The following is a 17,446-nucleotide window of genomic DNA, read 5'->3' on the forward strand; positions in this document are numbered from 1 at the left end:
CTCAGGCGTCGCCGCCCGCGTTGCCGGAGGTGCCGGCGGTGACGTCGTTCAGCGCGTACTTCTCGATCGCCTCGCCGGGAGCGCGCCAGTCGACCTCGCCGCGCTTGGCGAGCATCTCCAGGGCACGGACCACCATGGAGTGGGAGTCGATCTTGAAGTGCCGGCGGGCGCCGGCGCGGGTGTCCGAGAAGCCGAAGCTGTCGGCGCCCAGGGACGCGAACTCGTTCGGGACGAACTGGCGGATCTTGTCCGGCAGGTCCGCGCTGAAGTCCGAGACCGCCACGACCGGGCCCGTGGCCCCGGCCAGCTGCTGGGCCACGTACGGGGTCCGCGTCCCGTCACCGGGATTGAGGAACGCCTCCTTCTCGGCGGCCAGGCCGTCGCGGCGGAGCTCGACCCACGAGGTCACCGACCACACGTCGGCCGAGACGCCCCAGTCCGCGGCAAGCAGTTGCTGGGCCTCGAGCGCCCACGGCACGGCCACGCCGGAGGCGAGCAGCTGGGCGCGGGGCCCCTCGTTCTCGGCGGGCTTCAGCAGGTATATGCCCTTGAGGATGCCCTCCACGTCGACGCCCTCCGGCTCGGCCGGCTGCTGGTAGGGCTCGTTGTAGACCGTCACGTAGTACATGACGTTGTGGTCCTCGTCCCCCGTGCCGTACATGTGCTCGAGGCCGCGGCGCACGATGTGGGCGATCTCGTAGCCGTAGGCCGGGTCGTAGTGGATGACCGCGGGGTTGGTCGCGGCCAGCAGCGGGGAGTGGCCGTCGGCGTGCTGGAGGCCCTCGCCGGTGAGCGTGGTGCGCCCGGCGGTGGCGCCGATGATGAACCCGCGGGTCATCTGGTCGGCGGCGGCCCAGAAGGAGTCGCCGGTGCGCTGGAACCCGAACATCGAGTAGAAGATGTACACCGGCACCATGGGCTCACCGTGGGTGGCGTAGGCGGTGCCCGCGGCGGTGAACGCCGCCACGGAACCGGCCTCGTTGATCCCGGCGTGCAGGATCTGGCCCTGTGGGGACTCCTTGTAGGCCAGCATCAGCTCGCGGTCCACGGAGAGGTAGTTCTGCCCGTTGGGGTTGTAGATCTTCGCCGTGGGGAAGAACGAGTCCATGCCGAAGGTCCGGGCCTCGTCGGGGACGATCGGGACGATCCGGTGGCCGAACTCCTTCTCCCGGAGGAGGTCCTTCAGGATCCGCACGAAGGCCATGGTGGTGGCCGCCATCTGCTTGCCGGAGCCCTTCTTCGCGGACTTGTACGCGGCGTCGGACGGCAGCGCGATCTCGTGCTGCTCGTGCGGGCGGTCCGGGACGAAGCCGCCGAGCTCCTTCCGGCGCTCGAGCAGGTACTTCACCTCGGGCGAGTCCTTGCCGGGGTGGTAGTACGGGGCGCCGTAGAGGTCGCTCTGCAGCTCCTCGTCCGAGACGGGGATGCGCAGGTGGTCCCGGAAGACCTTGAGGTCCTCCAGGGTCAGCTTCTTCATCTGGTGGGTCGCGTTGCGGGCCTCGAAGTGGCTGCCCAGGCCGTAGCCCTTGACGCCCTGCGCCAGGACCACGGTCGGCTGGCCCTCGTGCTCGGTCGCGGCCTTGTAGGCGGCGTAGACCTTGTGGTAATCGTGCGCGCCGCGCTTGAGCTCCCAGATCTCGTCGTCGCTCATGTCCGCGACGAGCTCCTTGGTGGCCGGGGACTTGCCGAAGAAGTGGTCGCGGATGAACCCGCCGGACTCGGCCTTGAAGGTCTGGAAGTCGCCGTCGAGGGTCTCGTTCATGATCCGCACGAGCTCGCCGTCCTCGTCCCTGGCGAGCAGGTCGTCCCACTCGCGGCCCCAAAGAACCTTGACGACGTTCCAGCCGGCGCCGCGGAAGAAGGCCTCCAGCTCCTGGACGATCTTGCCGTTGCCGCGCACCGGCCCGTCCAGGCGCTGGAGATTGCAGTTGATCACGAACGTGAGGTTGTCCAGCTTGTCGTTGGCGGCCAGCTGCAGGAGGCCGCGCGACTCCGGCTCGTCCATCTCGCCGTCACCCAGGAACGCCCACACGTGCTGGTCGGAGGTGTCCTTGATCCCGCGGTTGTGCAGATAGCGGTTGAACTGGGCCTGGTAGATCGCGTTCATCGGGCCGATGCCCATGGACACGGTCGGGAACTGCCAGAAGTCCTGCATCGAGCGCGGGTGCGGGTACGAGGGCAGCCCGTTGGGGGCCTTCGTCTTCTCCTGCCGGAAGCCGTCGAGCTGCTCCTCGGTGAGCCGGCCCTCGAGATAGGCGCGCGCGTAGTTGCCGGGTGCCGAATGGCCCTGCCAGAAGACCTGGTCGCCGCCGCCGGGATGCTCCGGGCCGCGGAAGAAGTGGTTGAGGCCGACCTCGTAGAGGGTCGCCACGCCGGCGTAGGAGGAGATGTGCCCGCCGACCCCGATCTCCGGGCGCTGCGCCCGGTGCACCATCACGGCGGCGTTCCAGCGCAGGAACGCTCGGTAGCGCCGCTCGATGTCCTCGTCACCCGGGAACTCCGGTTCCTGGTCCACCGGGATCGAGTTCACGTAGTCCGTGGTGGTGACCATCGGCACGCCCACGCTCTTCGCGCCGGCGTGCTGGAGGAGGGCGCGCATGATGTACTGCGCCCGCTCCGTGCCCTGCGTCTCGATCAGGCCCTCGAAGGACTCGATCCACTCCCGGGTCTCCTCGGTGTCGGAGTCCTTCAGGTTGTTGGTCAAGCCACTGAGGATGTGGTGGTTGCTGGATGAAGGCACGTTCAACCTCTCTTCGTCGAGTTGCCCGACGGAACCCGGGCGGGTACGCGCGCGAGGACGCGGCCGGGTCGTCCGACAGTCTCAAAATACCCGTTGCCCGTTCCGCTGTCCGGACGCCACCCGGGAGGGGCGGACGTCCGGCAGCCGGCCCGTCGGGCGGATCGCGCCGTCGGGGCCGTCCCGGGCGTGCGGGGTGTCTGTGGGGACCATGCTTCCACACCCGGGGCGGGCCGTCACACGGAGTGTCACCCCACGATTCGAGGGCGCTCACCGTGCGGGAGCTTGAAAGAGTCCCTGATCCGGTGTTGTCTGGACGGTGAAGCCGGTATCCGGCCCGCCACCGTGCCCCCGCGGTCCGCCGACGGGCAGGCGGAGCCCAGCACCGGTACGCAGTGCGTGGTCGTCGTTCGTCGGCCCGATCCCAGAAGGAGCATGAACAGTGAGCGAGGCCAAGACCACCGCGGGTGACGCGGTAGTCCAGCTCGGTTTCAAGGATGGCGACTACATCCAGGAGTTCGGGTACGACGAGGACGTCGACCTCGACCTGAGGGACGGCATCGAGGAAGTGATCGGGTCGGACCTGCTCGACGAGGACGACCAGGAGGTCGTCGACGCCGTGCTCCTCTGGTTCCGTGAGGGCGACGGGGACCTCGTGGACACCCTGGTGGACGTCACGACCACCCTCGAGGACGGCGGCGTGGTGTGGGTGCTGACCCCCAAGGCCGGGCGGGACGGATACGTGCCGCCCGCAGAGGTCCAGGAGGCCGCCCCCACGGCGGGTCTGCACGTGACCACCTCCGCACGAGTCAGTGCGGACTGGGCCGCGACCCGGCTCATGCCCAAGCGCAACGTCTGACCGGGCGACACGGACCCCATCCCAGGAGACCACGCATGCTCGAGATCGGCGCCCCCGCCCCGGACTTCACCCTCAACAACCAGTTCGGCGAGCCGGTCACCCTGAGCGCTCTCCGCGGCCGCCCCGTGGCGATCGTGTTCTACCCGTTCGCCTTCTCCGGGGTGTGCACCGGCGAGCTCTGCCGGCTGCAGGACAGCCTCCCCGTGTTCGACGACGCAGGGGTGAAACTGCTCGCGGTGTCGGTGGACTCGAAGTACACGCTGCGGGCGTTCGCCCGTGAGGAGTCGTTCGACTTCGACCTGCTCTCCGACTTCTGGCCCCACGGGGAGGTGGCCCAGCGCTACGGGGTGTTCGACCCAGTCGCCGGTCTGGCGGAGCGGGCCACGTTCGTGCTGGATGCGCAGGGTGTCGCCGTCGACGCCTTCCGGTCCGAGCGCGGCACGCCGCGGGAGATCGGGGCCTACCGCACCGCTCTCACCAAGCTGCACGGCTGAGCCACGCCGGCCCGGTCCCGATCGAGCACCGATGCCCACCGTCCGCGCCGGCTACGGCGCTCCCGAGCACCCCGACCAGTTCCCCGATCCGGACGCCACCGGGCTCGAGGTCGGCCTGGCGGAGGCGGCCGCGCTGCTGGGCGGCCGGCGGACCGCCGTCCTGACGGGCGCGGGCATCAGCACGGACTCCGGGATCCCGGACTACCGCGGCCCCGGCTCCACCCCGCGCACTCCCATGACCTTCGACGAGTTCATGAGCAGCGCCGCCATGCGCAGCCACTACTGGGCGCGCAACCAGTACGGGTGGCGCCACCTGGCCCGTGCCCGGCCCAACCCCGGTCACGCGGCCCTCGCCCGCCTCGAGGAGTCGGGGTCCGTCACGGGCGTGGTCACCCAGAACATCGACCGCCTGCACCAGGCCGCGGGGTCCCTCAACGTCGTGGACCTGCACGGGCGCTACACGCAGGTGGGGTGCCTGCGCTGCGCCACTCTCATCCCGCGGGCCGTGCTCTCCGACCTGTTCGACGAGCTCAACGCCGGCTTCTACGACTCGATCTCGTCCCCGGATGACATCGAGTTCGCCCCGGACGCCGACGCCCTGGTGCCCAGCACGGCCGGCTTCCGGGTGCCGGACTGCCCGGTCTGCGGCGGGATCCTGAAGCCCGACGTCGTGTTCTTCGGGGAGAACGCGCCCCGGCACCGGGTGCTGCGCGCGCTGCGCATGGTGGATGCCGCCGACGCGCTGCTGGTCGTGGGATCGTCCCTGACCGTGAACTCGGGGCGCCGCTTCGTCCGGCACGCCGTGCGCGCCGACGTGCCGGTGGTGATCGTCAACCACGGGCGAACCCGGGGGGACGCCGCGGCGCGGCTGAAGGTCGACGCGTCCGTGACCGACTTCCTGGTGGGGCTCGCGCAGCGACTCGCCCGGCCGTAGGACGGCCGACGGGTGTGGTGAACGCCATGCGGGCGCAGGCCTGCACCCGGTGGGCACCGGTCCGGCACGACGGGTAGTCTGTTCGGGAACCGGGTGCCGGCGGTTGCGAAAACCGCCCACCCGGTTGTCAGGGTCTTTAGCTCAGCTGGTAGAGCGCCACGTTTACACCGTGGATGTCATCGGTTCGATCCCGGTAGGACCCACCACCGGCGATGCGCGCCAGCCGCGGGTGCCCGTGCGGCCACGGCTAGCGGAAGTACACCTGCTTGCCCCCGAGCCGGGTGCAGAGGACCACGATGCTGCCCGTGCGAGCGGCGTTCCGGGCCTGCTTCACGTAGCCGGCGGACGTGCCCCCGCACAGTCTGGCCGCTCCCTCGGTGGCCTGGGCGATCGTCGCCTCGTCAAGCACCACCTTGGTGCCCAGGACCAGGTCGACCCTGTCGTCCGCGGCCGCCGCAGCCGGTGCGAGCCCGGCACCCGACCACAGCACGGCGCAGGCCGCGGCCCCCAGCAGTGTTCTTTTCCACGCGTCCATGCCGACCCCCAAGGTTCTCGTGCAGTAGCACTAGTGCAAATGTACGAGCCCCGGCGCGGTGCGCGGTGATTGTGACGCGGGTTCTCCCCCGAAGGACACGCGTGTGCGCCCGGCGAGCCGCGGCAACACGCGGGCACCGGACGGAGGGCCCTCCCGGAGTTTGTAGGCTGGGGGCATGGCAGCAGAACAGAAAGCTCAGATCGGGGTCACCGGCCTCGCGGTCATGGGCGCGAACCTCGCCCGCAACTTCGCCCGGCACGGATACACCGTCGCCCTCCACAACCGCTCCGTCGAGAAGACCGACGCCCTGCTCGACGCCCACGGCGACGAGGGGACGTTCATCCGCACGGAGACCCTCCAGGAGCTCGTGGACGCCCTGGAGACTCCCCGCCGCATCCTCGTGATGGTGAAGGCCGGCGCCCCCGTGGACGCCGTCATCCAGCAGCTCGTGCCGCTGCTCGAGAAGGACGACATCATCATCGACGGCGGCAACTCGTACTTCCAGGACACCCGGCGCCGCGAGCGCGAGCTCGCCGAGAAGGGACTGGACTTCGTGGGCGTCGGCGTCTCGGGCGGTGAGGAGGGCGCCCTTCTCGGGCCGTCCATCATGCCCGGTGGCCCCCGCAAGTCCTACGACTCGCTCGGCCCCCTCCTCGAGGACATCGCGGCGAAGGCGGAGGACGGCACGCCGTGCTGCGCCTGGATCGACACGGACGGCGCCGGTCACTTCGTGAAGATGGTGCACAACGGCATCGAGTACGCCGACATGCAGGTCATCGGCGAGGCGCACGAGCTGCTGCGCTCCGTCGCCGGGCTCGAGCCGGCCGAGCAGGCCGACGTCTTCGAGCAGTGGAACCGCACCGAGCTGGCCTCCTACCTCATCGAGATCACCGCGCACGTCCTGCGCCAGGTCGATGCCCGCACGAACGAGCCCCTCATCGACGTGATCGTCGACGCCGCGGGGCAGAAGGGCACCGGCCGCTGGACCGTCCAGGAGGCCCTCGAGCTCGGCTCCCCGGTCACGGCGATCGCCGAGTCCGTCTTCGCCCGGGCGCTGTCCTCCGCCGAGCCGGACATGCGCCTCGAGGCGCAGCGCGTGCTGCCCGCCGGCGTCGGGGGCACCACCGAGGACGTCGTGCACGACCCCGAGTTCGTGGAGGACGTGCGCAAGGCGCTCTACGCCTCGAAGCTGGTCAGCTACGCCCAGGGCCTCGACATGCTGACCATGGCCGGCCGGGAGTACGACTGGGACCTGGACCTCGCGACCATCGCGGGCCTGTGGCGGGAGGGCTGCATCATCCGGGCCGAACTGCTCGAGGTCATCATGGAGGCGTACAAGGGGGACAAGCAGCCGCTGAACCTGCTGTTCGCCCCGGAGTTCGTCGCCGCGATCGAGGAGGCCCTGCCGTCCTGGCGGCGCGTCGTGGCCCGGGCCGTGGAGCGCGGCATCCCTGCACCGGTGTTCGCCACCACGCTGAACTACTACGACTCCCTGCGCCGGCCCCGGCTCAACGCGGCCCTGACACAGGGGCTGCGCGACTTCTTCGGCGCGCACACCTATCGGCGCGTCGACGACGCCGAGGGCGTCTACCACACCCTGTGGAGCGGGGACCGCTCCGAGGTCGTCTCCTAGCGGAGACGGTTCACCACCGCGCCGGCCGGCCGCCCCCACCACGGGGGCGGCCGGCCGGCGCCGTCAGGGCCGGCAGGGAGCACCTGCCGCGTCCTCGTGCGCACCGGCCGAGCGGGACGGGCTCAGATCCACATCGCGGGGTCGATGTAGGTGGAGGGGTCCACGAGCGGCTGCTGCTTCTCGGGGGTGCGCGGGCGGACCTTGCCGGGGATCCCGGTCACGATCGAGTCCTCCGGCACGTCCTTGACCACCACGGCGTTGGCGCCCACGGCGGAGTTGGCGCCGACCTCCACGGGGCCCAGGATCTTCGCGCCGGCGCCGATGACGACGCGGTCGCCGACGGTGGGGTGCCGCTTGACCTTCTCCAGGGAGCGCCCGCCCAGGGTCACCCCGTGATAGATCATCACGTCCTCGCCGATCTCGGCGGTCTCCCCGATGACCACGCCCATGCCGTGGTCGATGAAGAAGCGGCGTCCGATGGTCGCGCCCGGGTGGATCTCCACGCCCGTCAGGAAGCGGCCGAGCTGGGAGACCGTCCGGGCCAGCAGCCGCCGGTCGGGGTGCTGCCACAACCGGTGGGACAGGCGGTGGACCCAGATGGCGTGCAGACCCGAGTAGTTGAGGGCGATCTCCACCCGGGAGCGGGCGGCCGGGTCGTGCGTCCGGGCCGTCTGCAGGTCCTCGGCGAGTCTGCTCCGAAAACTCACGGTCTTCCTCTGTTCTTCCGGTGGCGGGGGACGAGTCCCGCCGGGACCGGCGGGACGTGAGGGGGCGCGGACGGGAACGACCCGCCCACCACGGGGGCAACGTCACCGGCAGGCGGCGCTATTCCCGGTGGGGGGCGGGTCGTGGGCCCGGGTCCGTGGCGCGGCTCAGCCCCGGATGTCCTCGTAGAGCAGGGTGGAGATGTAGCGCTCGCCGAAGTCGCACACGATCGCCACGATCAGCTTGTCCCGGTTCTCCTCCTTGGCCGCCTCCTGAAGAGCCGCCCACACGATGGCGCCCGAGGAGATCCCGCCGAGGATGCCCTCCTTGGTGCCGAGCTCGCGGGCGACCCGCACGGAGTCCTCGACGGTCACGTCGTAGACGTCGTCGTAGATCTCGCGGTCCAGGATGTCCGGGATGAAGTTCGCCCCGAGGCCCTGGATCTTGTGCGGACCGGCCTTGCCCTCGGTGAGCAGGGGCGAGTCGGCGGGCTCGACGACGACGAGGCGCACGTCCGGCTTCTGCTCGCGCAGGTAGCGGCCCGCACCCGTGATGGTGCCGCCGGTGCCCACGCCGGAGATGAACACGTCGACCTGGCCGTCCGTGTCCTCCCAGATCTCGGGGCCCGTGGTCGCGTAGTGGATCGCCGGGTTGGCCTTGTTGGCGAACTGGCTGGCCAGGACCGCGTTGTCGGTGCTCTCGACGATCTCCTGGGCCTTCTCCACGGCGCCGCGCATGCCCTCCGCGCCCGGGGTGAGCACGATCTGGGCGCCGTAGGCGCGGAGCATGACCCGGCGCTCCGTGGACATGGTCTCGGGCATGGTCAGGATGACCTTGTAGCCGCGGGCGGCGCCGACCATGGCCAGGGCGATGCCGGTGTTGCCGGAGGTGCCCTCGACGATCGTCCCGCCCGGCTTCAGCTGGCCGGACTGCTCGGCGGCGTCGATGATGGCCACGCCGATGCGGTCCTTGACGGAGTTGGCCGGGCTGTAGAACTCCAGCTTCACGGCGACGTTGCCGGGCAGCCCCTCGTCGAGCCGGTTCAGGTGGACGAGCGGGGTGCGGCCCACGATCTCGGTGACGTCGTTGTAGATCTTCGGCATGTGCGTACCTCGGTTTCTGCGTGGTCGGTTCTCTGTCGGATCTGGGTGGAGCTCGTGTGGTGCTGTGGCCGCCGGTGCTCTGGGGGGCCCGCGGCGGCGCGGTCCTAGCTCAGCCTAGCCACGCCCCGCAACCGCTACTGCGCGGTGAGCCACGCGGAGTAACGTTTCCGGACCTTCGCCAGCTTGGGGTTGATGATCACCTGGCAGTAGCCGTTCCAGGGCTGTTCGGCGTAGAAGTCCTGGTGCTCCGGCTCAGCCTCCCAGAACGTGCCCAGGGGCTCCAGCGTCGTGACGATCGGCTGGTCCCACGCCGGCTGGGTCCGGCGGATCGACTGCTCGAACAGCTCTCGCTGGGCCTCGTCGGCCCAGAACATTGCGGACCGGTACTGGGTGCCCACGTCGTAGCCCTGCCGGTTGAGGGTGGTGGGGTCGTGACCGGTGAAGAACAGGTCGAGGATCACGTCCGCCGGCACGACCGACGGGTCGAACGTCACGGCCACGGCCTCCGCGTGCCCGGTCGTGCCTGAGCACACCTCGTAGTAGGTCGCGCGCCCGGGGTCGCCACCGGTGTACCCGGAGACCACGGAGGTGACTCCCCGGGTGATCCGGTAGACGGTGTCGAGGCACCAGAAGCACCCGCCCGCGAGCACGAAGGTCTCGGTCGTGACGGGGTCCTCGGCGGCGGGGCGCGGATCGGGGACAAGGTGGGCGTCGTCGTGCGCGGGGAAGGCCATGACCCGTACAACACCGCACGGCCCGCTTCATTCCCGCTCGGTCACCGAGCCCGCCTCGGCGAACGGCACGGAGGGGACTCCTAAACTGGGGCGCATGAGCGAGCAGAGCACGTCCCCGCCCGGGCCCGCCCCCTCCCTGTCGGAGGTCCTCGAGACCGTCGAGCAGCTCTGGCCCCTGCGCCTGCAGGAGCCCTGGGACGCCAGCGGGCTCGTCACCGGCCGCCCGGAACAGCCCGTTCGCCGGATCCTGTTCGCGGTGGACCCCGTGGCCGACGTCGTCGCCGAGGCCGTGGCCGCCGGTGCCGACCTGCTGGTCACCCACCACCCCCTGCTCCTGCGCGGCGTGACCTCCGTGGCCGCCGACGGCTTCAAGGGCGCCGTGGTGCACGAGCTCATCGAGCACCGGTGCGCTCTGCTCGCCTGCCACACCAACGCGGACTCCGCCCCGGACGGCGTCTCGGACGCCGTGGCGCGGGCCGCCGGACTGACGACGGCGACGCCCCTCGCCCCGCACCCCGCCGACCCGGCCGTGGGCATCGGTCGCGTGGGGGACCTGGCGCGGCCCGTGCGCCTCCGGGAGCTGGTGCGGCGCCTGGCCGACGCCGTGCCGCCCACCGCCCACGGCGTCCGCGTGGCCGGGGATCCCGACGCGCTCGTCCGGCGCGTCGCGGTGTGCGGGGGAGCGGGGGACTCGCTCTTCGACGAGGTGCGGGCCGCGGGGGCCGACGTCTACGTCACCGCGGACCTGCGGCACCACCCCGCGTCCGAGGCGCGCGAGGCCGCGGTGGGCCCCGGGGCCGACGGCACCCCGTACCTCGTGGACCTCTCCCACTTCGCGAGCGAGTGGCTGTGGTTGCCCGTGGGCGCCGCCGCGCTGCGGGAAGCGCTGGCCGCGCGCGGCCACGACGTCCGGGTCGACGTCTCCGACCGGCGCTCCGACCCGTGGGACTTCCGCATCGACCACCCCGAGCACGACCACGACCGTTCCGTCCCCGACCCCGGCGCAGACGCCGCCGCACCGACCGCAGGAGGACCCGCATGAGCACCGCCACGCCCGAGCAGCAACGAGCCCTGCTGGAGCTCGAGCGGGTCCACGCCCGGCTGCGCCGGATCGCCGCCCGCATCGCGGAGCTGCAGACGGACCCCGAGGTCGCCTCCGCGCTGCAGCTCCGCGCCCGGGCGATCGCCACCGCCAAGGAGCTCGAGTCCGGCGAGCAGGCGATCCGCGACCGGCTGGCCGCCGCGGAGCAGAAGGTCGCCCGCATCCAGGCATCGATCGAGAAGGACCGCCGGCGCCTCGAGCAGGGCGGCTCCGCCAAGGACCTCATGGGCCTGCAGCACGAGATCGACACCCGCACCCGGCAGCTGGGCGAGGCGGAGGAGGCGGAGTTGGAGGTCCTGCAGGAGCTCGAGGACGCCGTCGCGCACCGCGCCCGCATCACACCGCGGTTCAAGGAGGCCGACGCGGAGGCGCGGCGGCGCGTCGAGGCCCGGGACGCGGAGGGTCGTGCCCTGACGGCCGAGCGGGGCGAGCTGGCCGGCGCGCGCACCACCGCCGCGGAGGGCGTGGGACGTCCCGCGCTGCTGGCGCGGTACGAGAAGATCCGGACGGGGCGCGGCACCGAGCGGCCGGCGGCCGCGGAGCTGAGGGGCACCGCGTGCGGGTCCTGCGGAACGGCGCTCAGCCCCACGGACGCCGCGACCTTCCGGGCGGCGGCCCCGGACGAGGTGCTCGTGTGCCCCGAGTGCGGGGTGATCCTCGTCCGCTCCTGAGGCCTCCTGCGGCCTCCCGCTGCCGCGGAGCCGCGGAGGGCACTGGGAGGGGAGCGGGGGACAGGCCGGCCTGTAAGCCGGGTTCTGTGGGCACGGCCGGTCGCCCGTGCCGTGCTGGTGACCATCCATCTAGGCCCACCGTTGCCGGTGGGCTCGAGCGGCCTACCCGGGTGCTCGGGCGAGCAGCCCTCGGACGCACCCTGTCTGGCCTTGCTCCGGATGGGGTTTACCGAGCCGCGCCGGTCACCCGGCGCGCTGGTGGTCTCTTACACCACCTTTTCACCCTGACCCGCCGCCCGGACGGACCGGGGGCGGGCGGTCTGTTTTCTGTGGCACTTTCCTGCGGGTCTCCCCGAGTGGGCGTTGCCCACCATCCTGCTCTGCGGAGCCCGGACTTTCCTCGGGTCGCGGCAGCCGGAGCTGCGCGGCCCGCGGTCACCCGGCCGACCTGTCCGCCGCCCATCCTACCCGCCGGGCCGCTGCGCCCGGACCGGCCCGACCGGCCACCGGTGGGCCCTGACCGGCCGGCGCCCGGCCGCCGGTGTGCCCCGAGCAGGTCCCGCCGGCGCGCGCGGGAGCCCTCACGGGTCACTAGACTTCTGCGGGTGCTGATCCTCCTCCCGCCCTCCGAGACCAAGACCGCTCCCGGCCCCGGTGCGCCCGTCGACCCCGCCGTCCTGTCCTTCCCCGAGCTCACGGCCGCCCGGGAGCAGGTGCTCGCCGAGCTGGCTGCGACGAGCGCCCGCAGGGACGCGCTCGAGGTGCTGGGCGTGGGGGAGCGGCTGCGCGGCGAGGTCGAGCGCAACACCCGTCTGGGCGCGGAGCCCGCCGCACCGGCCCTGAGCGTCTACACCGGGGTGCTCTACGACGCTCTCGACCCGGCCGGGATGACCGGGGCGCAGCGGGCCGCCGCGGGGGCCGCCCTCGTCGTCGTCTCGGCGCTGTGGGGCGCCGTGCGCCCCGACGACCGGATCCCGGCCTACCGCCTGTCCATGGGGGCCGAACTGCCGGGGCTCGGCAGGCTCGCGGCCCACTGGAAGCGCCACCTCCCGGCGGGGCTGGAGCCCGCGGCCGGCGACGGGCTCGTCGTGGACTGCCGCTCGGCCGCCTACGCGGCGGCGTGGCGCGGTCCCCGCGATCGGACCGTGGGGGTGAAGGTGGTCCGGGAACGGCACGGGAGGCGCCAGGTCGTCTCGCACATGGCCAAGCACACCCGCGGGCTCCTCGCCCGCCACCTCGTGGAGCGCGCCGCCGAGGGCGTGCGCCCGGAGACGCCGCAGGAGCTGCTCGCGGCGGCGCGGGAGCGCTGGCACGCCGAGCTGACGGAGCCCACGGCCCGCTCTGCCGGCGAGCTCGTCGTCGTGCGCACCGAGGACTGAGCCGGGGAGCCCGGCGCGCGCCGGCTGCTCAGTGGCCGAACGGGTCCTCGTCGACGCCGGGGGTCCAGGTGTGGCCCCCTCGTCCCCAGCCCTCGGCCTTGACCGCCTTCCGCGCCTTCCGGCCCCACTTCTCGTTGAGCCGGTCCACGTAGAGCTTGCCGTCCAGGTGGTCGTACTCGTGCTGCATGACGCGGGCGAACCACCCGGTGGCCTCGAAGTCCACCGGGTGGCCGGCCACGTCGAACCCGGCGACCCGGACCCAGTCCGCCCGCTTCAGCGGCCAGCTGTAGCCGGGCACGGACAGACAGCCCTCGGACTCCTCGTCCGGGTCCGGCGCGTCCTGGGAGATCCTGCCCGGGCTCAGCACCGGGTTGACGAGGACGCCGCGCGGGGCCACGTCGTCGTCGTTCTGGAAGGAGTAGGTGAAGATCCGCAGCCCCACGCCGATCTGCGGGGCGGCGAGGCCCACGCCGTGGGCGGCGTCCATGGTCTCGTACATGTCCGCGACGAGGACGTGCAGCTCCTCGTCGAACTGCGCCACCTTGGCGGCGGGGCGGTGGAGGACGGGATCGCCGGTGATCACCACGGGACGGACGGCCATGACGCACTTCCTTCGACTTGCCGGGGCTTGCGCCCCTCCGAACGGGACCGGGAACGACGAAAGGCCGCCCCGAATCCTCGGGACGGCCTTTCACGGCGGGTGAGCGACGGGGGTTGAACCCGCGACCTCCTGGACCACAACCAGGCGCTCTGCCGAACTGAGCTACGCCCACCATGAACGCCCGCCGGAAGACCGTGCTTCCGCTGGGCAACGCATACGAGTGTACCGCATTCCCGGAGCGCCCCGGACCGCCCGCCCGGCCGGGCGGAGAGCCCGGCGCCGGACGGAGGACTCAGGCGCCCGTGCGGGAGGCGGAGATCTCCGCGGCGATGCCCTTCGCGGTCTCCGAGTCCGGTCCCGGGTCGGCCGCGAACACGGCGCGGCGGTAGTACCGGAGCTCGTCGATCGAGTCCCGGATGTCGCCCAGGGCCCGGTGGTTGCCGGTCTTCGGCGGGGCCTGGAAGTAGGCGCGCGGGAACCACCGGCGGGAGAGCTCCTTGATGGTGGAGACGTCGATGACGCGGTAGTGCAGGTGCGCCACGAGCTCCGGCATGTCCCGCACCAGGAACGTGCGGTCCGTGCCCACCGAGTTCCCGCCCAGGGGCGCCCTGCCCGGCTCCGGCACCCACTCCTTGATGTACGCGAGTACCTGCTCCTGCGCCTCCTCCATCGTCAGACCGGAGGGGAGCTCGTCGAGCAGCTTCGAGGAGGTGTGCATGTTCCGCACGAAGTCCCCCATCTGCGCCAGCGCCGCCTCGCTCGGGCGGATCACGACGTCGACGCCCTCCCCGAGCACGTTGAGCTCGTCGTCGGTGACGAGCGCCGCGACCTCGATGAGGGCGTCCTGCTCGAGGGACAGGCCCGTCATCTCGCAGTCGATCCACACTATGCGTCCGTTCGAATTAGCCACCCGGACAATCTACCGCGCCGCCCCGACGCCGCAGGTCCCCGCCGTGGCCCATCGGGTATTCCCGGAGGAGCCGGGGATAGTATCGGGGCGACCACGGGTCCGTGCTGCGCCCAGCCGGGGCGCCCGCAGCCACCGGACGGGCGCATCGGGAGAGCAGTGCAGACCACTTCGACGACGCCGGGGCCGGGCGAGGGACCCGGCGGCGTCCGGCCGCCGGCGGAGCCCGAGAGCTCGAGGTACGTCTCCGGCTCGCTGCGGCGGACCGTGCTCATGGGCGCCCTCGGCTCGGTCATGCTGCTCGTCGGCTCGCTCGGCGTCGGCTGGCTCGCCTCCGTCTCCCCGCTGCGGCAGGCACCGGTCATCATCGGCATGCGCTTCACGACCACCGGGGCGATCGTCTCCATCCTCCTGCTCGCCGTGGGCGGCATGCTCCTGATCCGCGAGTGGCTGCGGCTGGGCCAGAAGCTCAACCGGTGGGGGCCCGGCAGCGGCCGGTGGGTGCTCATCGCCATCGCGGCGTGGTCCGCCCCCATGCTGGTGACGATCCCCCTGTTCAGCCGGGACGTGTACTCCTACATCGGCCAGGGCCGGGTGATGGCCAACGGGCTGAACCCCTACGAGCACGGCGTCTCCACCATCGACAACTTCTTCCAGCTCGGGGCGGACCAGATGTGGTCGGAGTCCCCGCCGCCCTACGGACCGCTCTTCCTGTGGCTCGAGCAGTTCGTGGTGGCCGTCACCGGGGCCGACCCGGACGCCGCGGTGCTCTGGTTCCGGGGCATGTGCGTGCTCGCCGTGATCGCGTGCATGTGGCTGATCCCGCGGCTCGCACGGCTGCACGGCATCAACCCGGCACGGGCCCTGTGGCTCAGTGTGGCGAACCCCCTCTTCCTCACGAACTTCATCGTCTCCGTGCACAACGACGCCATCATGATCGCCCTGGCCCTGGGCGGCACCTACGTGGCCGCCGTGCACCGCAACTGGAAGGGCGGTCTGCTCGGCACCACGCTCGTCACCCTGTCCGTGGCGGTCAAGCCCATCACCCTCGTCTTCCTCCCCTTCATCGGCCTGCTGTGGGCGGGCAAGCACGCCTCGTGGATCCGCCGCTTGGTGATCTGGCTCCTGGTCCTCGCCTACTCGATCGCCCTGCTCGGCCTGATGGGGCTGGTCAACGGCTTCGGCTTCGGCTGGGTCTCCGCCATGTCCACCCCCGGCTCGGTGTCCATCTGGTACGCCCCGGTGGGACTCGTTGGCATGCTCGCCACCACCCTGGCCGGGGCCGTGGGCGCCGACTCGGGCCAGTGGCGGGAGGTCACCCACTCGGTGGGCCAGGCCCTCGCCGTGCCCGCCATCCTCTGGCTGATGTTCGTGGGCCGGGACGAGCGGATCATCCGACGGCTGACGTGGGCGTTCGCCGCGATCGTGCTGTTCTCACCGATGATCCAGGCCTGGTACGTGGTGTGGCTCATCCCGCTGTTCGCCGTCACGGGCATCCGCAGCGACTGGCAGGTGGACATCCTGTTCTTCCTCACCGTCTTCTTCATGATCTACGCCGTCTCCGACCAGCTGGACGTCTTCCCGTACCTGGACCTGGACCTCAGCTCCGGCCGGCTGATCGCGGCGGTCGTCGCCCTCTCCTACGGCGTGTACCTGTGGTTCATCGATCCGGCCACCAGACGGCTCTTCCGCGGCCGCTACCAGCCCCTGGTGCAGAGCACCGTGATCTGAGGAGCCGGTACCGCCCGGCGAGTTGGTAAACTCGACCGCGGTGCCCGCGACGCGGTCCCGGGCAGCCCGCCCCAGTAGCTCAGTGGATAGAGCAGGAGCCTTCTAATCTCTTGGTCGGGGGTTCGACTCCCTCCTGGGGCACCGCTGCGACCCCGCCCCGCCAGCTCACCGCCGGCGGGGCGGGGTCGCCCCCTGTCCGGGACGGTCTCCCTGGTACCGGCGGGCCCCCACGAGCCACCGCCGACGCCCGGCTCCCTCGAGCGCGCGAAAGTGTGGACAAGTCACGGCCTGTGAATTCGCATACGTTAAGAGACACATCGCGGGGTGTGATCCTCCGGTCACCCGACGTCCGGGCCAGGACGGACGGCGACCCGGAGAGCCACCCCGGCGACGACCCCGGCGGCAGCCCGCCGGGACGGCCGCAGTTCCCGGACGGGTGCCCGGGGCGGCCACGGACCACGCGTCCGGATCCGATCAGGGGAGGAACCATGAGCGTCACGATCACCAGGCAGTGGACGGGCAGGGGGGCCCGCTACCACCACTACGACACGGTGGAGGAGGCCACGGAGGACACCCGGGACTTCATCGTCCGGCACGTCGGGCCGGACATCGACCCGCAGCGGCTGGAGGCGATCACCCGGGGCGTCGTCGACCTGCACTGCATGCACCTCGACTACCGGGAGGACAGCATCGTCGTCGAGCCGGGGCACGCCGCCTGAGCCACGCGGGTCGCACCGCGGGCAGGCGGCGGTGCACGGCGCCGAGGCGCCGGCGCGGGGGAGCGCCGTACCCGACGCCGACCGCCGCGACCGCCATGGCGCCCGCACTGCACCGGCACCAGCAGCTCCACACCGTCACGACGTCCCTGCCGACGTCCGGGGGCGTCGCCCCGCCGACCGGAGGAAGGGCTCCGGCCGGTGGGGCGGCCTGCGGAACCGGGGGAGACGGCACGAGCTCCGGCGGTCGAGCCGCCGTGCAGGCCGCGATAGTTCGGGCTCCGGTGCATCCACAGGAGCTACTGCGCCGGTAGTAGGGGTAAGGACACCAGCGCAGGATGACGTCCGGCAGGCCGTCACCTGCCAGGTCACTGCAACGAACATGGAGGTGAGTCCGATGGCCCGGATCCGGCTCTGCCAGTGCGGCGCCCCGCCCCTCTACGGCCCGTGGTGCTGGGCGTGCTCCCACGAGCTGGAGCAGCGCCGAGAGCCCCTCGCCGTCATCGCCTGGAACGCGGCAGACATCGACTGACGGCTGCTCGCGGACCGTGGCGCGGCCGAACGGCGGTCGCACTGCACAGGACGCGGTCCCGGAACGCGGGCAC

The 17,446-nt window shown here is 71.8% G+C and carries 17 protein-coding genes, 3 tRNA genes and 1 other RNA gene; 12 read left to right on the forward strand and 9 right to left on the reverse strand.

Translation table 11 applies throughout. From position 1 onward, the window contains the following. Position 1 precedes the first annotated feature (1 nt). On the reverse strand, positions 2-2,740 hold the full coding sequence (gene aceE / locus ACFYE1_RS06550) for a pyruvate dehydrogenase (acetyl-transferring), homodimeric type (RefSeq protein ID WP_387741159.1): 2,739 nt from the start codon (positions 2,738-2,740) through the stop codon (positions 2-4). Positions 2,741-3,179: 439 nt separating this feature from the next. Here aceE and ACFYE1_RS06555 point away from each other — a divergent pair, with 439 nt between their 5' ends. The 4 genes from ACFYE1_RS06555 to ACFYE1_RS06570 all read left to right on the forward strand — a co-directional run bounded on the left by ACFYE1_RS06555 (position 3,180) and on the right by ACFYE1_RS06570 (position 5,230). Then, on the forward strand, positions 3,180-3,596 hold the full coding sequence (locus tag ACFYE1_RS06555; RefSeq protein ID WP_387741160.1) for a DUF3052 domain-containing protein: 417 nt from the start codon (positions 3,180-3,182) through the stop codon (positions 3,594-3,596). 35 nt (positions 3,597-3,631) lie between these two features. Beyond that, positions 3,632-4,090 carry a peroxiredoxin gene (locus ACFYE1_RS06560; RefSeq protein ID WP_387741162.1) on the forward strand — a complete coding sequence of 153 codons (459 nt, stop codon included), beginning with the start codon at positions 3,632-3,634 and terminating at the stop codon, positions 4,088-4,090. A 31-nt stretch (positions 4,091-4,121) separates the two neighbouring features. Continuing rightward, on the forward strand, positions 4,122-5,024 hold the full coding sequence (locus ACFYE1_RS06565) for a Sir2 family NAD-dependent protein deacetylase (RefSeq protein ID WP_387741163.1): 903 nt from the start codon (positions 4,122-4,124) through the stop codon (positions 5,022-5,024). 130 nt (positions 5,025-5,154) lie between these two features. Continuing rightward, positions 5,155-5,230: transfer RNA gene (locus ACFYE1_RS06570), tRNA-Val, on the forward strand. Positions 5,231-5,271: 41 nt separating this feature from the next. On the opposite strand, the gene ACFYE1_RS06575 is transcribed toward ACFYE1_RS06570, so the two are convergent. After that, entirely contained in the window at positions 5,272-5,559 is a 288-nt protein-coding gene (locus ACFYE1_RS06575) for a hypothetical protein (RefSeq protein ID WP_387741164.1), read from the reverse strand. Between the two features lie 175 nt (positions 5,560-5,734). Here ACFYE1_RS06575 and gndA point away from each other — a divergent pair, with 175 nt between their 5' ends. Beyond that, on the forward strand, positions 5,735-7,192 hold the full coding sequence (gndA, locus tag ACFYE1_RS06580) for an NADP-dependent phosphogluconate dehydrogenase (protein ID WP_387741165.1): 1,458 nt from the start codon (positions 5,735-5,737) through the stop codon (positions 7,190-7,192). 122 nt (positions 7,193-7,314) lie between these two features. Here gndA and epsC read toward each other — a convergent pair whose 3' ends face one another. The 3 genes from epsC to msrA form a co-directional block, all read right to left on the reverse strand. Further along, positions 7,315-7,899 (reverse strand): serine O-acetyltransferase EpsC, encoded by a 585-nt coding sequence (gene epsC, locus ACFYE1_RS06585; protein WP_387741166.1) that lies wholly within the window; start codon positions 7,897-7,899, stop codon positions 7,315-7,317. 165 nt (positions 7,900-8,064) lie between these two features. Further along, complete coding sequence (cysK, locus tag ACFYE1_RS06590) at positions 8,065-9,000, reverse strand: cysteine synthase A (protein ID WP_387741168.1); 936 nt, start codon at positions 8,998-9,000, stop codon at positions 8,065-8,067. Between the two features lie 134 nt (positions 9,001-9,134). Next, positions 9,135-9,734, reverse strand: a complete 600-nt coding sequence (gene msrA, locus ACFYE1_RS06595; protein ID WP_387741170.1) for a peptide-methionine (S)-S-oxide reductase MsrA — start codon at positions 9,732-9,734, stop codon at positions 9,135-9,137. A gap of 94 nt (positions 9,735-9,828) precedes the next feature. On the opposite strand from msrA, the gene ACFYE1_RS06600 reads away from it, so the two are divergent. Further along, a complete protein-coding gene (locus ACFYE1_RS06600) occupies positions 9,829-10,776 on the forward strand; it encodes a Nif3-like dinuclear metal center hexameric protein (protein WP_387741172.1) in 948 nt (315 codons plus the stop codon). Further along, positions 10,773-11,507 (forward strand): zinc ribbon domain-containing protein, encoded by a 735-nt coding sequence (locus tag ACFYE1_RS06605; RefSeq protein WP_387741174.1) that lies wholly within the window; start codon positions 10,773-10,775, stop codon positions 11,505-11,507. The genes ACFYE1_RS06600 and ACFYE1_RS06605 overlap by 4 nt, the downstream gene beginning before the upstream one ends. Before the next feature lie 57 nt (positions 11,508-11,564). On the opposite strand, the gene rnpB is transcribed toward ACFYE1_RS06605, so the two are convergent. After that, an RNA gene (gene rnpB / locus ACFYE1_RS06610) (RNase P RNA component class A) lies at positions 11,565-11,958 on the reverse strand. Between the two features lie 154 nt (positions 11,959-12,112). Between rnpB and ACFYE1_RS06615 the strand changes: the two genes are divergently transcribed. Continuing rightward, complete coding sequence (locus tag ACFYE1_RS06615) at positions 12,113-12,886, forward strand: YaaA family protein (RefSeq protein ID WP_387741176.1); 774 nt, start codon at positions 12,113-12,115, stop codon at positions 12,884-12,886. Between the two features lie 28 nt (positions 12,887-12,914). Here ACFYE1_RS06615 and def read toward each other — a convergent pair whose 3' ends face one another. The 3 genes from def to orn all read right to left on the reverse strand — a co-directional run bounded on the left by def (position 12,915) and on the right by orn (position 14,397). Further along, the gene (gene def / locus ACFYE1_RS06620) at positions 12,915-13,487 is read right to left on the reverse strand and encodes a peptide deformylase (protein WP_387741178.1); all 573 of its coding nucleotides are present in this window, start codon (positions 13,485-13,487) and stop codon (positions 12,915-12,917) included. Positions 13,488-13,585: 98 nt separating this feature from the next. After that, a tRNA-His gene (locus ACFYE1_RS06625) sits at positions 13,586-13,659 on the reverse strand. A gap of 120 nt (positions 13,660-13,779) precedes the next feature. Beyond that, entirely contained in the window at positions 13,780-14,397 is a 618-nt protein-coding gene (gene orn / locus ACFYE1_RS06630) for an oligoribonuclease (protein ID WP_387741180.1), read from the reverse strand. A gap of 156 nt (positions 14,398-14,553) precedes the next feature. Between orn and mptB the strand changes: the two genes are divergently transcribed. The 4 genes from mptB (at position 14,554) to ACFYE1_RS06650 (ending at position 17,373) form a co-directional block, all read left to right on the forward strand. Continuing rightward, positions 14,554-16,125, forward strand: coding sequence for a polyprenol phosphomannose-dependent alpha 1,6 mannosyltransferase MptB (mptB, locus tag ACFYE1_RS06635; protein WP_387741182.1), 1,572 nt, complete (start codon positions 14,554-14,556; stop codon positions 16,123-16,125). A 68-nt stretch (positions 16,126-16,193) separates the two neighbouring features. Beyond that, positions 16,194-16,266 (forward strand) — tRNA-Arg (locus tag ACFYE1_RS06640). A gap of 347 nt (positions 16,267-16,613) precedes the next feature. Further along, positions 16,614-16,844: a hypothetical protein gene (locus ACFYE1_RS06645; RefSeq protein WP_387741184.1), complete on the forward strand. Its 231-nt coding sequence runs from the start codon at positions 16,614-16,616 to the stop codon at positions 16,842-16,844. Between the two features lie 394 nt (positions 16,845-17,238). Further along, entirely contained in the window at positions 17,239-17,373 is a 135-nt protein-coding gene (locus ACFYE1_RS06650) for a hypothetical protein (RefSeq protein WP_387741186.1), read from the forward strand. The last annotated feature ends 73 nt before the right edge of the window (positions 17,374-17,446 follow it).

The organism is Kocuria nitroreducens (genome assembly GCF_042879195.1).
Classification (GTDB): domain Bacteria; phylum Actinomycetota; class Actinomycetes; order Actinomycetales; family Micrococcaceae; genus Kocuria; species Kocuria nitroreducens.

What these genes read in the sequence shown, in the direction of transcription:
- ACFYE1_RS06645 (WP_387741184.1), top strand. Translation starts at nt 16,614, where the DNA reads ATGAGCGTCACGATCACCAGGCAGTGGACGGGCAGGGGGGCCCGCTAC.
- cysK (WP_387741168.1), bottom strand. Translation starts at nt 9,000, where the DNA reads ATGCCGAAGATCTACAACGACGTCACCGAGATCGTGGGCCGCACCCCG.
- ACFYE1_RS06575 (WP_387741164.1), bottom strand. Translation starts at nt 5,559, where the DNA reads ATGGACGCGTGGAAAAGAACACTGCTGGGGGCCGCGGCCTGCGCCGTG.
- ACFYE1_RS06565 (WP_387741163.1), top strand. Translation starts at nt 4,122, where the DNA reads ATGCCCACCGTCCGCGCCGGCTACGGCGCTCCCGAGCACCCCGACCAG.
- def (WP_387741178.1), bottom strand. Translation starts at nt 13,487, where the DNA reads ATGGCCGTCCGTCCCGTGGTGATCACCGGCGATCCCGTCCTCCACCGC.
- ACFYE1_RS06605 (WP_387741174.1), top strand. Translation starts at nt 10,773, where the DNA reads ATGAGCACCGCCACGCCCGAGCAGCAACGAGCCCTGCTGGAGCTCGAG.
- gndA (WP_387741165.1), top strand. Translation starts at nt 5,735, where the DNA reads ATGGCAGCAGAACAGAAAGCTCAGATCGGGGTCACCGGCCTCGCGGTC.
- ACFYE1_RS06560 (WP_387741162.1), top strand. Translation starts at nt 3,632, where the DNA reads ATGCTCGAGATCGGCGCCCCCGCCCCGGACTTCACCCTCAACAACCAG.
- ACFYE1_RS06600 (WP_387741172.1), top strand. Translation starts at nt 9,829, where the DNA reads ATGAGCGAGCAGAGCACGTCCCCGCCCGGGCCCGCCCCCTCCCTGTCG.
- ACFYE1_RS06650 (WP_387741186.1), top strand. Translation starts at nt 17,239, where the DNA reads ATGGCCCGGATCCGGCTCTGCCAGTGCGGCGCCCCGCCCCTCTACGGC.
- msrA (WP_387741170.1), bottom strand. Translation starts at nt 9,734, where the DNA reads ATGGCCTTCCCCGCGCACGACGACGCCCACCTTGTCCCCGATCCGCGC.